The sequence below is a fragment of the Kitasatospora xanthocidica genome (assembly GCF_014656195.1).
GTDB classification, from domain to species: Bacteria; Actinomycetota; Actinomycetes; order Streptomycetales; family Streptomycetaceae; genus Kitasatospora; species Kitasatospora xanthocidica.
This window is the reverse complement of sequence record NZ_BNBY01000037.1, coordinates 48,898-63,660: the sequence shown is the minus strand read 5'-3', so window position 1 is coordinate 63,660 and position 14,763 is coordinate 48,898. Positions and strand designations below refer to the sequence as shown.

The window sequence follows — 14,763 nt, the reverse complement described above, 5'->3', positions numbered from 1 at the left end:
CGCCGCACAGGCGGCGGGCCGACGGCCGTGTCGGGGCCGGGTGCTCAGCCCGCGTACACGTCCTCGACGTACCGGCCGGCCTCGATCAGCCCCTGCAGCCAGGCCTGCGCCCGCTGCTCGTCGGCCCCCGGCGTCCGCTCCCGGTACAGCTCCCGGAACGCCGCCCGTACTCCCGGCGCCATCCGCGCGCCGTCGCCGCAGACGTACACCTCGGCGCCGGCCTCCAGCAGGTCCCAGACCTCGGCCGCCTCCGCGGCGAGGCGGTCCTGCACGAAGCGCCGCCCGTCCTGCGGCCGCTCGCTGAAGACGGGCCGCATCGAGACCGCGCCCTCCTGCTCGGCCTTCTCCAGCTCCAGCCGGTGGAGGTAGTCCGACTCGGCCGCGTCGCACCCGAAGTAGAGCAGTGCGGGGGCGAGTTCGGCGCCCTTGTAGAGCAGGGCGCGGCGGTCGAGGACCGCGCCGCGGAACGGTGCCAGGCCGGTGCCGGCCGCGATCATGATCACCGGGGTGCGGTGTCCGATCCGGAACACCTCCCGGCAGGGCTGGACCCGGGCCAGCACGGTGTCCCCCTCGGCGACCCGGGCGAGGTACCCGGAGCCGGTGCCCCGGAACGTGCCCCGGCCGGATCGCGCGGGGGCGCTGAGCACGGAGACCATCAGGTCCACCTCGGTCGCGTCCCAGTCGGGCGAGGAGGAGATCGAGTAGTGCCGGGGCCGGATCGGCGGCAGCAGTTCCAGCAGCACCGGCCAGGTCAGGCTGCCCCGCAGGGCCGGGTGGTCCTCGATCAGGTCCAGCAGGGTGCGCGGGTCGCCGTCGGGAAGGGCGGCCAGCGCGGCCCGCTCGGGCGGGCAGGGGTTGGCGGCGGCCAGCGCGGCGCGCTGCTCGGCGGTCGGCCGGTCCTGCAACTCGACGTGGTGGGTGAGCAGTTCGCGCACGGTCAGCGGGCGGTCGACGGCCAGGCCGGTGCGCCGGTGGGCCACGATGGTGAGCACCGTCTCCGGGTCGGCGCCGAACAGCTGGGCGGCCCGCTCGACCAGCGCCGGGTCGTTGGCCGGGAGCACCGTGAGGTGGTCGGCGCTCCGGTAGCCGACGCCCTCGGGCAGCGCGAGGCGGACCATCCGCTTGACCCGGGGGTAGGCCGGGTCGGTCAGGCTGTCGACGGCGGTGACGGTCAGCTCGGCCATGCCGTGCCGGGCGGCCAGCGCGGCGAGCGGGCCGCCGGTCACCTCGGTCACCGTGTACCCGGCCTCCTGCCGCGGCTCGGCGGGCGCGTCGGCGTCCCCGTAGCTCTCCAGCAGGGCGAGGCGCAGCGCCTCGGTGAACTGCCGTACGGTGCCGGAGAGGTCACCCGAGGCGTCGGCCTCGGCGCGGGCGAGCAGCCGGGTGCCACCGAGGGCGGCGAGCCGGTCGTCGATCAGCGCCGGGACGCGCTGGTAGGTGGCCGCGTAGGTGCGGTCGCCGATGCCGAGCACCGCGTACCGCACGCCCTCCGCCCTACCTTCCGCGCCGCCGTCCTCCTGGAGGCGGCGGACGAAGGCGGCCGCGTCGTCCGTCGGCTGCCCGTTGTACGAGGCGGCCGTGATCACCACCGGGCGGTCGGTGGGCAGTCCGTCCGCGTACGTGTCCAGCGCGGCGATCTCGGTGTCGCAGCCGAGGTCGGCGGCGGCCTCGGCCAGCTGGCGGCTGAACTCGCGGCCGGCGCCGTAGTTGGATCCGTGCAGGAGCAGCAGCCCGGTGCCCTGGCGGACCCGGCCGGGGCGCTCGGCGGCGGCGCCGGCCCGGGTGTCCGGGGCGGTCGCGGGCTCGGCGGCCAGGGGCGCGGGCGTGCGCCGGGCGAGGCCGAGGGTGAACTCGTCGGGCTTGATGGTGAGCGTCTGCTTGATGGTCAGCCGGTAGTCGGCGTGGTCGAGCAGCCGGTAGCGGTGGACCAGCATGCCGAGCAGCATGGTGGCCTCGTGCAGTGCGAACTGCCGTCCGATGCAGGCGCGTTCGCCGGTGCCGAAGGGCTTGAAGGCGTGCGGGGAGCGGGCCGCCTCGGCCTCGGCGTCGAACCGGGAGGGGTCGAACAGCTCGGGGTTGTCGCCCCACACCGGGTCGCGGTGCAGCATCGGGGTCGACACGAAGACCGTCTCCCCGGCGCGCAGCGGGATCCACCCGCCGAGCAGGGTGTCCTGGCGCGCCTCGCGGCTGAAGGCCGGCGCGGTCGGCCAGAGCCGCAGCGCCTCGTTGAGCACCTGCCGGGTGTACCGCAGCCGTCCGACGTCCTCGTACGAGGGCTCCGGGTCGGCCTGTCCGCCCCAGAGCGCGTCCACCTCGCGCTGGACCTCCCGCAGCACGGCCGGGTTCTTGACCAGGTAGTACATCGCGAAGGAGAGCGCGCCGGAGGTGGTCTCGTGGCCGGCGATCAGGAAGGTGATCACCTGGTTGCGGATGTTCTCCGCGTCCAGCCGGGTGCCGTCGGAGGGGCGGACCGCGCCGAGCATCAGGCCGAGCAGGTCCTCGGCCGGGCCCTGCTCGTCCTCCCCGGCGCGGGCGGCGATCACCTCGTCCACCACGGCGGCCAGGTAGTCGGAGTCGGCCCGGAAGGCCGTGTCGCGCTCGGTGTGGTCCAGCTCCGGGTCCCGGGTGAGCTTGTTCATCGCCCACTCCAGGCAACGCACCATGGCGTCCACGAAGGGGTGCGGTTCGTCCCGCTCGAAGGAGCCGAAGTCGAAGCCGAAGCCGGCCAGCCCGATGGTGTCCAGGGTCATCCGGGTCATGTCGCCGGGCACGTCCACCGGCAGTCCGGCGGCCTCCCGGCGGTCCCAGGAGTCGATCAGCCGGCGGGCCACCGTCAGCATCACCGGGTGGTAGGTGCGCATCGAGCCGAGCGCGAAGGCGGGCATCAGGATGTCGTGCGCCCTGGCCCAGTTGGGCTCGTCGTTGTACGCGGTGAACAGGCCGTCGCCGGTGAACTGGCGGACGTTCTCCAGGCCCGGGCCGATCGACTTGGTGAACCTGGTCTCGTCGGCCAGCTCCTCGACCAGTTCCAGGCCGCTGACCATCATGAGGTCGCGGCCGTGCATCCGCTGGACGAAGACCGGGCCGTGTTCTCTGGCCAGCTCCATGGTCCGCAGCATCGGGGCGGCGACCGGCGGCGCCGAGGAGATGTCGATCGTGGGCACGGCCCGCGACCCGGCCGCGGCAGCGCCGTCGGTGCCCGCATCGGCGTCGGCGTCGGCGTCGGCCTGGCGCCTCGGCTCGGTGATGGTCTCGGTCATCGGTGGGTCCCTCCCGCAGCGGAAAATTCGGCTCCCTCCACTCTGTGCCCACCGGGAGGGAAGCCGGGCCGCGATCACTACATGATTGTGTAGTACCCGGAAGATCCGCGGGCTTGCCGACGAACCGTCAGCTCTGCCCCGGCGGGACGAACGGGGAGGAAGTGTGGAGATCTCACCGACCGCGGGCTGCGGGCCGGTGCCCGGGAGCGGGCAGGACGCCGCGGTGGTCTGGCGCAACCGGGCGCTGCGCCTGCTGGACCACGTGCCGCTGCCGATCGCGGTGGTCGAGTTCGGCGGCCGGGTCCTGATCGTCAACCGCGCGATGGCGGCCGAGTTCGGCCTGCTGCCGGGGCAGTTGCACAACCGGAAGATCCTGGAGTTCTTCACCCTCCGGGACAGCGACACCCTGCAGGCGCTGGCCGAGGCCGTCCGGCTGCACCGCCGCTCGCAGTACCCGGCCCGGGTCTCCTGGACGCCCGTCGGCGGTGGCGAGCGGTGCGGCGAGATGACCGTCGACCTGGTCAGCGACACCCCGGAGCAGACCCCGAACCTGCTGCTCTCGCTGCGCACCGTCGAGGCCCCCCGGGAGGCGCCGCCGGGCCCGCGCGCCGAGGTCAGCCCGGTGGAGGCGCGGATCCTCGCCGCGGCGGCCCGGGGCGCGACCACCGCGCAGATCGCCCGGGAGATCGGACTCACCGCGGACGGCGTCAACTACCACCTCGCCCGGCTCTCCCGGCGCTGGCGGGTGCCCAACCGCACCGCCCTGGTCGCCCGGGCCTACGCCACCGGCGTGCTGGCCGCCGACACCTGGCCGCCGGAGCCCGCTCAGGGGTGACATGCCGTCAGAACCGTTGACCCGGGGCCGGATCGGGGCCACACGCCCGGGTGACGCCGCGCTTCGGCCCGGCCCCGCCTGGGCAGGTTCCCCGGGCGGGGGCCGAACCGAGCAGGAGGACGGCATGCGTCAGGACGAGGACCGGACCGGCGGCGGCCCGGCGGAGGCGGCGGGTACGGATGCGGGAGCGGGTACGGACGCGGCAGCGGGTACGGCGGCGGCGGGGCCCGGAGCGGACGGGCGGGAGGCGGCCCTCCGGGACTCCGCCGCCTTCCTCGTCGACGAGGCCCTCGGCTTCCTCTTCCCCGCCGCCCTGCGGGCCGCCGCCGACACCGGGGTGGCCGACCACCTCGCGGACGGCCCCCGTACCCCCGCCGAACTCGCCGCCGCCACCGGCACGGACGCCCGGAACCTCCACCGGGTGCTGCGGCTGCTCGCCACCCGGGGCGTCGTGACGGAGGACGGGCGGGGCCGCTTCGCCCTCGCGGAGGCCGGACAGGCCCTGCGCGGCGACGCCCCGTACTCCGCCCGGGCGGCCGTCCTGATGCTCACCGACCCCACCATGTGGCGGCCCGCCGGCGAGCTGACGCACTGCCTGACCGAGGGCACCACGGCCTTCGAGAACCTGTTCGGCATGCCGTTCTTCGACCACTTCGCCAAGGACGAGCGGACCGCCGCCGTCTTCCACGTCGGCATGGCCGCGATGTCCGACCCGGAGAACGCGCTGATCGCCGCCGCCTGCGAGCTGCCGGCGAGCGGCACGGTGGTGGACATCGGCGGCGGCCACGGCGGCCTGCTGCTGGAGGTGCTGCGCCGCAACCCGGGCCTGGAGGGCGTCCTCTACGACCGCGCCCACGTCCTCGCCGGGCACCGCCTGGCGGCGCACCAGGAGATCGCGGGCCGCTGGACGCCCCGGGAGGGCGACTTCTTCGCCTCCGTGCCGGACGGCGACGTCCACCTGCTCAAGCGGATCACCCACGACTGGGACGACGACGGCTGCGTCACCCTGCTCGGGCACTGCCGCCGCGCCCTGCGCCCGGGCGGCCGGGTCCTGGTGCTGGACGCCGTTGTCCCGGCGGGCAACGCGCCCCACCAGTCCAAGGCCCTGGATCTGATGATGATGGCCTCGCTCACCGGCCGCGAGCGCACCGAGGCCGACTTCGCGGACCTCTTCGCCCGGGCCGGGCTGCGGCTCTCCCGGGTGGTCCCCACCCCGACGGTGCTCTCGGTGGTCGAGGCGGTGGCCGCCTGAGCGGGCCCGGCGCGGAGGATCACGCGGGCGTGGAGGGTCACGCGGGCGCGCAGCGCAGCGCGGCCCACAGGTCGAGCCGGTCCTCCAGCTTCAGCAGGCTGCGGCCGGTCAGCTCCTCGATCCGCTTGATCCGGTAGTGCACCGTGTTGACGTGCAGGTGCAGCGCCTCCGCGGTCCTGGACCAGGAGGCGCTGTGCCGCAGGAAGGCGTCCAGGGTGTCCAGCAGGGAGACGGTGTTCGTCCGGTCGTGCTCGATCAGCGGGGCGAGCACCCGGCGGCGGAAGTCCGCGGTGATCTCGGCGGGGACGCCCCGGAGCAGGGTTTCCAGCGAGGTGATCCGGGCGCTGCGGCCCACCGTCCCGGGCGGCTCGACGTGCAGGGCGTAGCGGGCCTGGACGAGTGCGGCCCGGAGCTCGCGGGCGAGCGGGTCGACGGTGGCGCCGGTGCCCAGGCGCAGGCGCCGCCCTCCGGTCAGTGCGGCGTCCAGGCGCGGCAGGGCGCTCCGCAAGGCCTGCGCGATGCGCTCCTCCGGGGCCGGGGACAGGGCGGCGGCGCCGCCCCGGCCGTCGGGGGCGGCGACGAAGGGGGCGTCCAGCTCGTGGAGGGCTTCGGCGAGGGCGGCGGCCGTCCAGGTCGCCGGGGCGCCGTCGATCCGGGCGGCGACGGCGGTGAGCCGGCGGTGCGGGGGCAGGCCGGAGAGGGCGAGGGCGCGTTCGGCCTCGGCCTCGGTGTCGCCGCCGGAGTCGAGCAGTTCGATCAGCCGGGTGCCGGTCTGCCGCTGGGCGGTGGCGGTGGCCCGCTCCCGGGTGGCGAGCGGGGTGAGCAGTTCGGCCAGGCCGTGCAGCAGGGCGGTGGCGGTCGGGCCGGGTTCGGTGTGGGGGCGCAGCAGCCAGCCGTCGAAGGGGGATTCGCCGGGCGGGCCGACCGGGACGGGCGCCGGCCCGGTGTGGCGCACGGAGAGTCCCGAGGGCGCGGGGAGCTTCGGGGCGGGTGCGGCGGCGGGTTCGGAGGTGCCCAGGACCCGGCCCGCGCCGGTGGTCAGGGAGCACGCGGGCAGGCCGAGGTCGGTGACGGCCCGTTCCAGCAGGTGGTCCAGGGCGGCCTGGTCGCGGATGAGCTGGGTCAGGGCGCGCCGGGCGGCGGCCGGGAGGGCCGCCTGCCCTTCGGCGTGCGCCTGGAGGTCGCCCCACAGCCGGAGGTAGACGCGGTCGGTGACGGAGCGGAAGCTGGTCCCGGCCGGGACGGACAGCAGGGGGATGCCGTGCCGGCGGCAGGCCTCGACCAGCTCGGGCGGGACGCTGCCGTGGGTGCCCTCGCCGGCGAGGAGCGCGGCGACCTCGGCGGTGCGCAGGGAGTTGGCGAAGCGCATCGCCCCCTGGCCCTCGTCCGGCCGCCACCAGACCAGGCCGGAGAGGACCAGTTCGCCGCGCTGCAGGTAGCGGGCCGGGTCCTGGAGGTCGGTGGAGGTCACGCCGGTCACCTCGCGGTCGAGCAGGTGGGGGCTCGCCCAGGCGACCTCGATGTGGAGGTCGTCCAGTTCCAGGAGGTCTCCGACGATCATGCTGTGCTCCTTGTGCGCCATGCGCGAGGTGGGGTCTCGCACATGCGATGTCCAACGCGTGCCAGGCATCGTAAACACAAGGAGGAAGCCGGTGTTTTCCTCTTGTGTGATCACCTGACGGCAGGGCTGCGGGCCGGGTCGCGGTCCGGTGGTCCCGACAGTGGACCGCGCCGCGCTCACGGTGCGGCGGGCCGCCGGCGGTGCTCGTCCAGGGCGCGCCAGACCTTGTCCCGCAGGAACGGCGCCTCGGTGAAGCGGATCCCGGTGGCGTCCCGCAGGGCGTTGGCGAAGGCGGGCGGGACCGGGTTGAACGGGCTCTCCGACATGGACTTGGCGCCGAGCGGGCCGATGGTGTCGGAGGTGTCGGAGAAGTGCACCTCGGTGCGCGGCACGTCCGCGAAGGCGGGCAGCCGGTAGCGGCGGAACCCGGCCGTGGTGACCTCGCCGCGCCCGTCGACCAGCACCTGCTCGAACAGGGTGGCGCCGAGCGCCTGGGCGACGCCGCCCTCGACCTGGCCGCGGCACTGCAGCGGGTTCATCACCTTCCCGGCGTCCGCGCCGTGGACGCTGCGCAGGATCCGGATCTCGCCGGTGTCCGGGTCGACGGCGATCCGGAACCACTGGGAGTTGAAGGCGATCGAGCGCGGCGAGCCGCCGAAGTGCCCGTCGGCGGAGAGCACGACGCCCCTGCCCCCGGCCGCCTCGAAGACCTCCTTGAGCGGCACCGCGCGCCGCCCGGCGCACTCGACCGCGTCGGCGGTCAGCCGCAGCAGGCCGCGCGGGGTGCGGGCGTACTCCGCCGTGAAGGTGAGGATCCGTTCGGCGAGCGCGTCGGCGGCCTTCAGCACCGCCTTGCCGGCGACGACCGTGCCGGCCGAGCCGAAGGCCCCGGTGTCATGGCGGACGAGGTCGGTGTCGGACTGCCGGACGGTGATCCGGTCCACGGTGGTCCCGAGGGCCCCGGCGGAGATCTGCTGGTGGACGGTGGTGGTGCCGTTGCCGAACTCCGCGGTGCCCACGGCGACCTCGTACCTGCCGTCCTCCAGGAGCCGTACGGTGGCGTCGGCGAAGTGGCCGCCGGGCGGGCCGCAGGCGATCGCCGCCATCGCGAAGCCCTGGCCCACCAGCCAGCCCTCGGGGGCGAGCTCGGCGCTGGTGTCGTCCGCGAGGGCCGCCCGGACGACGCCGAGGCACTGGTCGAGGCCGTAGCTGGCGATGTGCAGGTCCTCCTCCTCGCCGAGCGGGCCCTCCATGTGCTCGCCCGGGCCGATGACGTTGCGCTCGCGCAGCACCAGCGGGTCGATCCCCAGCCGCCGGGCGAGTTCGTCCATCGCCGACTCCACGGCGAAGGTGACCTGGCCGAGGCCGTAGCCCCGGAAGGCGCCCGCGGGCACGCCGTTGGTGTAGACGGAGTAGGCGTCGACCTTCTTGTGCGGCGCCCGGTAGACGCCCATCGACTCGCCGACGCTGTGGAACATCACCGCCGGCCCGTGGTTGCCGTACGCGCCGGTGTTGGCGACGACCCGGTACTGCAGGGCCGTCAGGGTGCCGTCGCTCCTGGCACCGAGCTTGACGGTGACCGTGAACGGGTGCCGGGTGGTGGCCCCGTGGAACTGCTCGGCCCGGGTGAACTCCAGCTTGACCGGCCGGCGCAGCCGCAGCGCCGCGAGCACCGCGATGTCCTCGGTCAGCATCTCCTGCTTCCCGCCGAACCCGCCGCCGACCCGGCCGGCCACCACCCGGACCGCGTCCATCGGCAGACCGTAGAGGTCGCACAGGGCCCGCCGGGTGAGGAAGGGCACCTGGGTGGAGGAGCGCACCACCAGCCGCTCCCGCTCCGTCGCCTCGTTCTGCTCGAAGGAGACGACGCAGCCGTGGGTCTCCAGGCTGGCGTGCTGGACCCGCTGGGTGCGGAAGGTCTCCTGGTAGACCACGTCCGCGTCGGCGAAGCCCCGCTCGACGTCGCCCAGTTCGCCGTGCGCCTCGCCGCAGACGTTGTCCTCGGCACGGGCGATCCGGGACTCCGGGCCCTTCGGGTGGATGACCGGGGCCCCTGCCCGCATGGCCTCCTCCGGGTCCAGCACGTACGGGAGTTCCTCGTAGCTGACGGCGATCCGCCGGCAGCCCTCCTCGGCGGCGCCCTCGCTCTCGGCGACCACCGCCGCCACCCGCTGGCCGACGAAGCGGACCACGTCGTCCAGGACCCGGGTGTCGTCCGGGTCCTCGGTGGGGTGCTCGTGCCGGGCCGAGGAGTAGAGCCGGTCGGGGGCGTCCTCGTGGGTGAACACGGCGACCACCCCGGGCACCCGCAGGGCCGCCGAGGTGTCGACGGCGACGATCCGGGCGTGCGGGTGCGGGGAGCGCAGCAGCTTCATGTGCAGCAGGCCCTCGACGTCCAGGTCGAAGGTGTAGCGGGCGGTGCCGGTCACCACCTGCGGGCCGGCCGGGGCGCCCGGGCTGCGGCCCACGGCCTTCCCCGCGCACGGCGATTCGGCGTGCCGGACGCCCCGGACGGCGTCCTCGATCGCCCGGTAGCCGGTGCAGCGGCACAGGTTGCCCTTCAGCGCCCGCGGCAGGTCGGCCAGGTGCTCCTCGGTGAAGGCGGAGGCCGTCATCAGCATCCCGGCCGTGCAGAAGCCGCACTGGAAGCCCTGGGCGTCCAGGAACCGCTGCTGCACCGGGTGGAGTTCGCCGTCCTTCGCCAGCCCCTCCACGGTGGTGACGGTACGGCCCTCGGCGCGCAGCGCCGGGTAGAGGCAGCTGTGCACCGGCTCGCCGTCCACCTGCACGGTGCAGGCGCCGCAGTCGCCCGCGTCGCAGCCCTTCTTCACCCCGAACCAGCCGCGCTCGCGCAGATAGGTGCGCAGGCACTGGCCGGCCCGCGGCTCGGCGTCGAAGTCCTCGCCGTTGACCCGGATCGAGTACGTCATCTCCCGGCCTCCTCGACCAGCTCGCGGCGGATCTCCTCGGCGAAGCGGAAGGTCATGTGCCGCCGCCAGGCGGGAAGTCCGTGGATGTCGTCGTAGTACTCCTCGGGCCGCACCCCGTACCCGACCGCCTCGCGGACCGCCTCGGCGTTCGGCGGCAGGGCGAAGCGCAGCCGGATCGGCCGCACCGTCGAGGCGGTGACGGTGAGCGCCAGTTCGCCGTCGAGCGGGTCGCGGGTGCCGACGAGCAGCGCGCCGGAGCGGCCGAGCCCGTACAGGGAGGCCTGCCGGAAGGCCGTCCGCCGCTCCAGGGCCCGGGCGGGCAGGACGACCGAGCGCAGCAGTTCGCCGGGCCCGAGGTCCTTCACCCCGGCGCCGGTCACGAAGTCCGCGACCGGCAGCCGGCGCACCGCACCGTCCTGGGACAGCAGGGTGCAGACGCCGTCCAGGGCGGCGGTCAGCGAGATCATCGGCCCGGCCGGCAGGCCGTTGCACAGGTTGCCGCCGACGGTGGCCATGTGCCAGATCTTCCAGGAGGCGAGGAAGGCCCGGCAGCACTGTTCGAACAGCGGCGCGGCCGGCCGGTCCAGCGCCCGGGCGAAGCGCGAGAGCTGGGCGATCGTGCAGGTCGCGGCGATCTCCAGGTCCCCGGCGGGTGTCAGCCGCACCGGCTCCCAGCCCATCCGGCCGAGGTCGATCAGCCGGCGGATGTGCGGCTGCGGCTCGGAGAACAGGTACGTCCCGCCGCCGAGCCAGGCGTCCCCCGGCCGCCAGGTCCCGCGCCGCCGCGCGTCGCGCAGCTCCACCACCGTGTTCAGGTCCACGTTCCGCCACCGTCCTCGACTCGCCGATTGATCGACACGGCGATTGAAGCAACGCGCCGCGGGGCGCAACGAGTGGTCGCGCGCACCAGCCAGGGGCGGCCGGACTGGGTGATCGACCAGCGCATGGACATGACGCCGCCGGGGCGGCGGCCGGGCGTGCCCCGGCGGTGTGCTCAGTCCCCGGTCCGCCGGACGGCCTCGATGAAGCCCCGGGTGGAGGGGCGCGACAGCGGACGGCCGTAGGTCGCGCCGACCCGGTCCAGGGCGGTGAGCCCGGTGGTCCAGCCGTGCCGGTCGAGCCACCCGTGGGTGTCGGGGCCGAGGCCGCCGCGCCACAGGTCGGTGATGTGCGCGAGGGCCGGGTCCTGCGGGGTGGCGGCGACGTCCCCGCCCTTCTCCGTCAGCAGTCGGCTGCCCGGGGCGGCGAGGCCGGCCACCGCGGTGAGCAGGCCGGCGGCCTCCTCGGGCGAGAGGTAGACCAGCAGGCCCTCGGCGAGCCAGGCCGAGGGCCGCGACGGGTCGAAGCCGGCCGCGACCAGCCGGGCGGGCCAGTCCGGGTCCAGCAGGTCGGCGGGCAGGGTGGTGCGCCCGCTCCTCGGCCGGGCGCCGATCCCGTCCAGGACCTGTTCTTTGAAGGCCAGCACCGGGCCCAGGTCGAGTTCGAACACCCGGGTGCCGGCGGGCCAGTCCAGCCGGTAGGCGCGGGTGTCCAGGCCGGCGGCGAGCAGCACGACCTGGTCGGCGCCGGCGGCGAGGAGGCGGTCGTCGTAGAAGCGGGTGCGCAGGATGCCGTGCGCGACCAGGGCCTTGGCGAGGTCGCCGCCGGACCCGGAGGTGGGCAGCGGCAGCCCGGCGGCCTCGACGAAGGCGGCGGCGTACGGGTCGACGAAGAGCGGGTCGGGGCGGGAGCTCTCGTAGGCCCGGACCCGGGCGACGGACAGGGCGGTGCGGGAGACCGGGCTCAGCGGCTCGGCGGGCGGCACGGGTTCGGAGGGCGTCAGCGGCTCGGCGGGCGGCACGGGTTCGGAGGGCGTCATGCCCGACAATCTACATCGCTACAGATGCATCGGTGAAGATGTATCATTCCGGACATGGACGGCGTGCAACTCCTCAGACTCGGCAAGCGGCTGACCGACCTCGGCCGCGCCATGGTCACCGACGCGGCCTCCGCGCACCTCACCGCCGGCGAGCTCGCCGTGGTCTCCGACGTGTACCGCCACCCCGCCACCTCCGTCCAGGAGATCCGGGCCCGCACCGGCTTCGCCCAGAGCCACGTCTCCGTCTCGGTCGCCCGGCTGCGCGAGGGCGGACTGCTCGACGCCGCCGCCGACCCGGCCGACGGGCGGCGCACCCTGCTGACCGTCTCCGACCGGGCCCGGAACGCCGTCCGCGCCCGCGCCGCCCAGCCCGCCGAACCGGTCATCGCGAAGGCCGTACCGGACCCGGACCAGGCCCGCCGGGTCACCGAACTGCTCGACGAGCTCGCCGCCCTGCTGCTGCCCTGACCGGCCGCCCCCGGCCGGAGTTCCACAACCACGTCACAAACCCGCCGGGCCACTCCCCCGCCGACCGGCCGCCCTGGAATCATCCCCGCCGGGTGCCCGGGAAGGGCGTCCGGGGACGCGGCTGTGGGGGTGGCGATGGAGACATGGCAGAGGGACCCGGGGGCATCCGGCGGGCCCCGACGGACGGCGGGATCGCCAGGCCGGCTCCTGGCACAGGGGCTGCTCGTCCTGGCCGGGCTCGCCACCGCCGCCTTCGGCTTCGGGCTGTACCTCGACACCCACGACGAGGCGGTCGCCCACCACACGGCGCCGGCCTGCGGCACGACGGCGGCGCCGCCCGGTACGGACTGCGTCCGGTCCGAGAGCGGCCGGGTGACGGCACGGAAGACCGACGGCGCCTACCTGCTGACAGTGGCGCGTGAGACGGCGCCCGCGCAGACCTTCGAGGTCGACCAGGACTTCTACCAGTCCACGGCCATCGGCGCCGACGTGGAATTGAGGCTCTGGCACGGCCGGGTCGCCGAGGTCTCGTACCACGGACACAGCGCCGAGAACCCGGTCGGGACCCGGCTGCCGTCCCTGGGGGTGGCCGCCCTGGTCGCGGCGGGATCGGCGCTGACCGTGCGCGGCCTGACCCGGTCGCGCCGTGACACCGGGGACGCCCACCTCGGCGCCGCCGTCGTCATCGGCCCCTGCGCCTACATCGGGAGCACCTTCCTCATCCCCTGGCAGTGGCCGCTCGTCCTCGTCCTGGGAATCCCGCTGCTCGGCTGGCTGGCCGTGATCACCGCCGCCGTAACGCTCCTCTGACCGCCCAGGCCCGTCCCGGTCCGGCCTGAGTTTCACAACTCCGCTACAAGCAGCGCTGTTTGCTCACCCCATGGTCACGCCGCTGTCATCATCGTGCCGGGGCACCCGGGGAGGTGCCAGGGCACGATCGAGGGGGTTGTGATGAACGCTCGGACCGAGAACGCCAAGCCGCCCGGCCGCCCCGGACGGATCACCGGGACGGCCGGCCGCGTCCTGACCCGGGGCCTGCTCCTGGCGGCCGGCCTGGCCACCACCGTGCTCGGCTTCAGCTGGTTCGTCGGCGCGATCGACCAGGTGAGCGGCTACCGCTTCGCCCCGGTCTGCGGCACGGCGGCGGCCGCGCCCGGCACCGACTGCGCCCGGTACGAGAGCGGCAAGGTGACGGCCCGGGACGTCTCCGACGGCGGCGAGGGGGCCGGCGACCAGTACTGGCTGACCGTCACCCGGGAGGCGGGGCACCGGGGCAACTACTTGGTCAGCTGGGACTTCTACCGTGCGACCGAGATCGGCACGGAGGTGGACGTGGCACTCTGGCACGGCCGGGTCGCCGAGGTCTCCTACCGGGACCACCGGGCCCCGACCCGGAGCACGCCCTGGCTGACCTCGCTCGAGGTGGCCCTGCTGGTCGCGCTCGGATCGGCGCTCACCGCGTACGGCCTGTCCTGGCGCGCCTCGCCGGCCCCCGCCGCCGTCGCCGCCTCCGTCGCCCTCTTCGCCTTCCTCGGCAGCTCCCTGATCGCGGCCGAGCCCACGTCCACGGCCACCGCCCTGGTCGTCCCGGTCCTCGGCTGGCTGGGCATGACCGCCGGCGCCACGTTCTCCGCCCGGGAGGACTGACCTCCGGCTCCGTCACGGCCCCGCCACGGGAGGTTCCCAACCGCGTTACAGGAAGCCCGGGTTGTTCCCCCGGCGGCCACGCCGCTGTCATCATCCTGCTGGGTGCCGGGTCACGGTCGAGGGGGTTGCGATGAACGCTCGGATCGAGGACGCCAGACCTCCCCGCCGCCTCCGGCGGATCGTCGGGGTGGCCGCCCGCGTCCTGGCCCAGGGCCTGCTCCTGGCGGCCGGGCTGGCCTCCACCGTGCTCGGCTTCGAGTGGTTCATCGACGCGTACGACGCGGGGGGCGCCTACCGCACCGCCCCGGTCTGCGGCACGGCGGCGGCCGCGCCCGGCACGGACTGCGCCCGGCACGAGACCGGCAAGGTGGTCGCGAAGAACGTCGACAACAGCGGCGACAGCACCGTCTACCACTTGACCATCGGCAGGGAGACCGCGCCCGGCGACGGCTACTCGGTCAGCAAGGAGTTCTACTACGACACCGAGGTCGGCGCGGACGTGGACCTGACGATCTGGCACGACCGGGTCGCCGAGGTCTTCTACCGGGGGCACCGGGACCCGATCCCGAGCACGCCCTGGCTGACCTCCCTCAAGGTGGGCCTGCTGGTCGCGCTGGGATCGGCCCTCACCGCCCACGGACTGTCCTGGTCCCGCTCGGGCGCGCCGAGCGGCGTCGCCGTCGGCGTCCTCGTCCTCTCGACCTTCGGCAGCCTCGTGTACACCGTCTCGCAGTGCTCGTTCGGGGTCACCCTGGGGATCCCCGTCTTCGGCTGGGTGGTCATGACCGCCTTCGCCACGGCGGCCGCCCTGGACTACTGACGGCCCTCCCGCGTCGCGGCCTCACCGCAGACCGTCTACAACTGTGCTACAGGAAAGCCGAGTTGTTCCCCCGGTGGCGCCGCCCCTGAGATCATCCTGCTGGGCATCGGGGAGGTGCCCGGCCACGATCGA

11 protein-coding genes are annotated in these 14,763 nt (G+C 74.8%); 6 read left to right on the top strand and 5 right to left on the bottom strand.

Annotation, left to right across the window (positions count from 1 at the left end):
* Positions 1-44: 44 nt before the first annotated feature.
* The gene (locus tag IE332_RS36270; RefSeq protein WP_189925132.1) at positions 45-3,260 is read right to left on the bottom strand and encodes a bifunctional cytochrome P450/NADPH--P450 reductase; all 3,216 of its coding nucleotides are present in this window, start codon (positions 3,258-3,260) and stop codon (positions 45-47) included.
* A 163-nt stretch (positions 3,261-3,423) separates the two neighbouring features.
* Here IE332_RS36270 and IE332_RS36265 point away from each other — a divergent pair, with 163 nt between their 5' ends.
* Together IE332_RS36265 and IE332_RS36260 are read left to right on the top strand one after the other, a co-directional pair.
* Entirely contained in the window at positions 3,424-4,095 is a 672-nt protein-coding gene (locus tag IE332_RS36265; RefSeq protein ID WP_229929189.1) for a LuxR C-terminal-related transcriptional regulator, read from the top strand.
* 124 nt (positions 4,096-4,219) lie between these two features.
* Positions 4,220-5,347: a methyltransferase gene (locus tag IE332_RS36260; protein ID WP_189925124.1), complete on the top strand. Its 1,128-nt coding sequence runs from the start codon at positions 4,220-4,222 to the stop codon at positions 5,345-5,347.
* Between the two features lie 37 nt (positions 5,348-5,384).
* On the opposite strand, the gene IE332_RS36255 is transcribed toward IE332_RS36260, so the two are convergent.
* From IE332_RS36255 to IE332_RS36240, 4 genes are all read right to left on the bottom strand, one after another.
* Entirely contained in the window at positions 5,385-6,908 is a 1,524-nt protein-coding gene (locus IE332_RS36255; RefSeq protein WP_189925122.1) for a PucR family transcriptional regulator, read from the bottom strand.
* A gap of 176 nt (positions 6,909-7,084) precedes the next feature.
* Positions 7,085-9,838, bottom strand: a complete 2,754-nt coding sequence (locus IE332_RS36250) for a molybdopterin-dependent oxidoreductase (RefSeq protein ID WP_189925120.1) — start codon at positions 9,836-9,838, stop codon at positions 7,085-7,087.
* On the bottom strand, positions 9,835-10,659 hold the full coding sequence (locus IE332_RS36245) for an FAD binding domain-containing protein (RefSeq protein ID WP_189925118.1): 825 nt from the start codon (positions 10,657-10,659) through the stop codon (positions 9,835-9,837). The genes IE332_RS36250 and IE332_RS36245 overlap by 4 nt, the downstream gene beginning before the upstream one ends.
* 173 nt (positions 10,660-10,832) lie before the next feature.
* On the bottom strand, positions 10,833-11,696 hold the full coding sequence (locus IE332_RS36240; protein ID WP_189925116.1) for an SAM-dependent methyltransferase: 864 nt from the start codon (positions 11,694-11,696) through the stop codon (positions 10,833-10,835).
* Positions 11,697-11,750: 54 nt separating this feature from the next.
* On the opposite strand from IE332_RS36240, the gene IE332_RS36235 reads away from it, so the two are divergent.
* The 4 genes from IE332_RS36235 to IE332_RS36220 all read left to right on the top strand — a co-directional run bounded on the left by IE332_RS36235 (position 11,751) and on the right by IE332_RS36220 (position 14,631).
* Complete coding sequence (locus IE332_RS36235) at positions 11,751-12,164, top strand: MarR family transcriptional regulator (protein ID WP_189925114.1); 414 nt, start codon at positions 11,751-11,753, stop codon at positions 12,162-12,164.
* A gap of 135 nt (positions 12,165-12,299) precedes the next feature.
* Positions 12,300-12,974: a hypothetical protein gene (locus IE332_RS36230; protein WP_189925112.1), complete on the top strand. Its 675-nt coding sequence runs from the start codon at positions 12,300-12,302 to the stop codon at positions 12,972-12,974.
* Positions 12,975-13,115: 141 nt separating this feature from the next.
* On the top strand, positions 13,116-13,811 hold the full coding sequence (locus tag IE332_RS36225) for a hypothetical protein (protein ID WP_189925110.1): 696 nt from the start codon (positions 13,116-13,118) through the stop codon (positions 13,809-13,811).
* 130 nt (positions 13,812-13,941) lie between these two features.
* Positions 13,942-14,631 (top strand): hypothetical protein, encoded by a 690-nt coding sequence (locus tag IE332_RS36220; RefSeq protein ID WP_189925108.1) that lies wholly within the window; start codon positions 13,942-13,944, stop codon positions 14,629-14,631.
* Positions 14,632-14,763 lie beyond the last annotated feature (132 nt).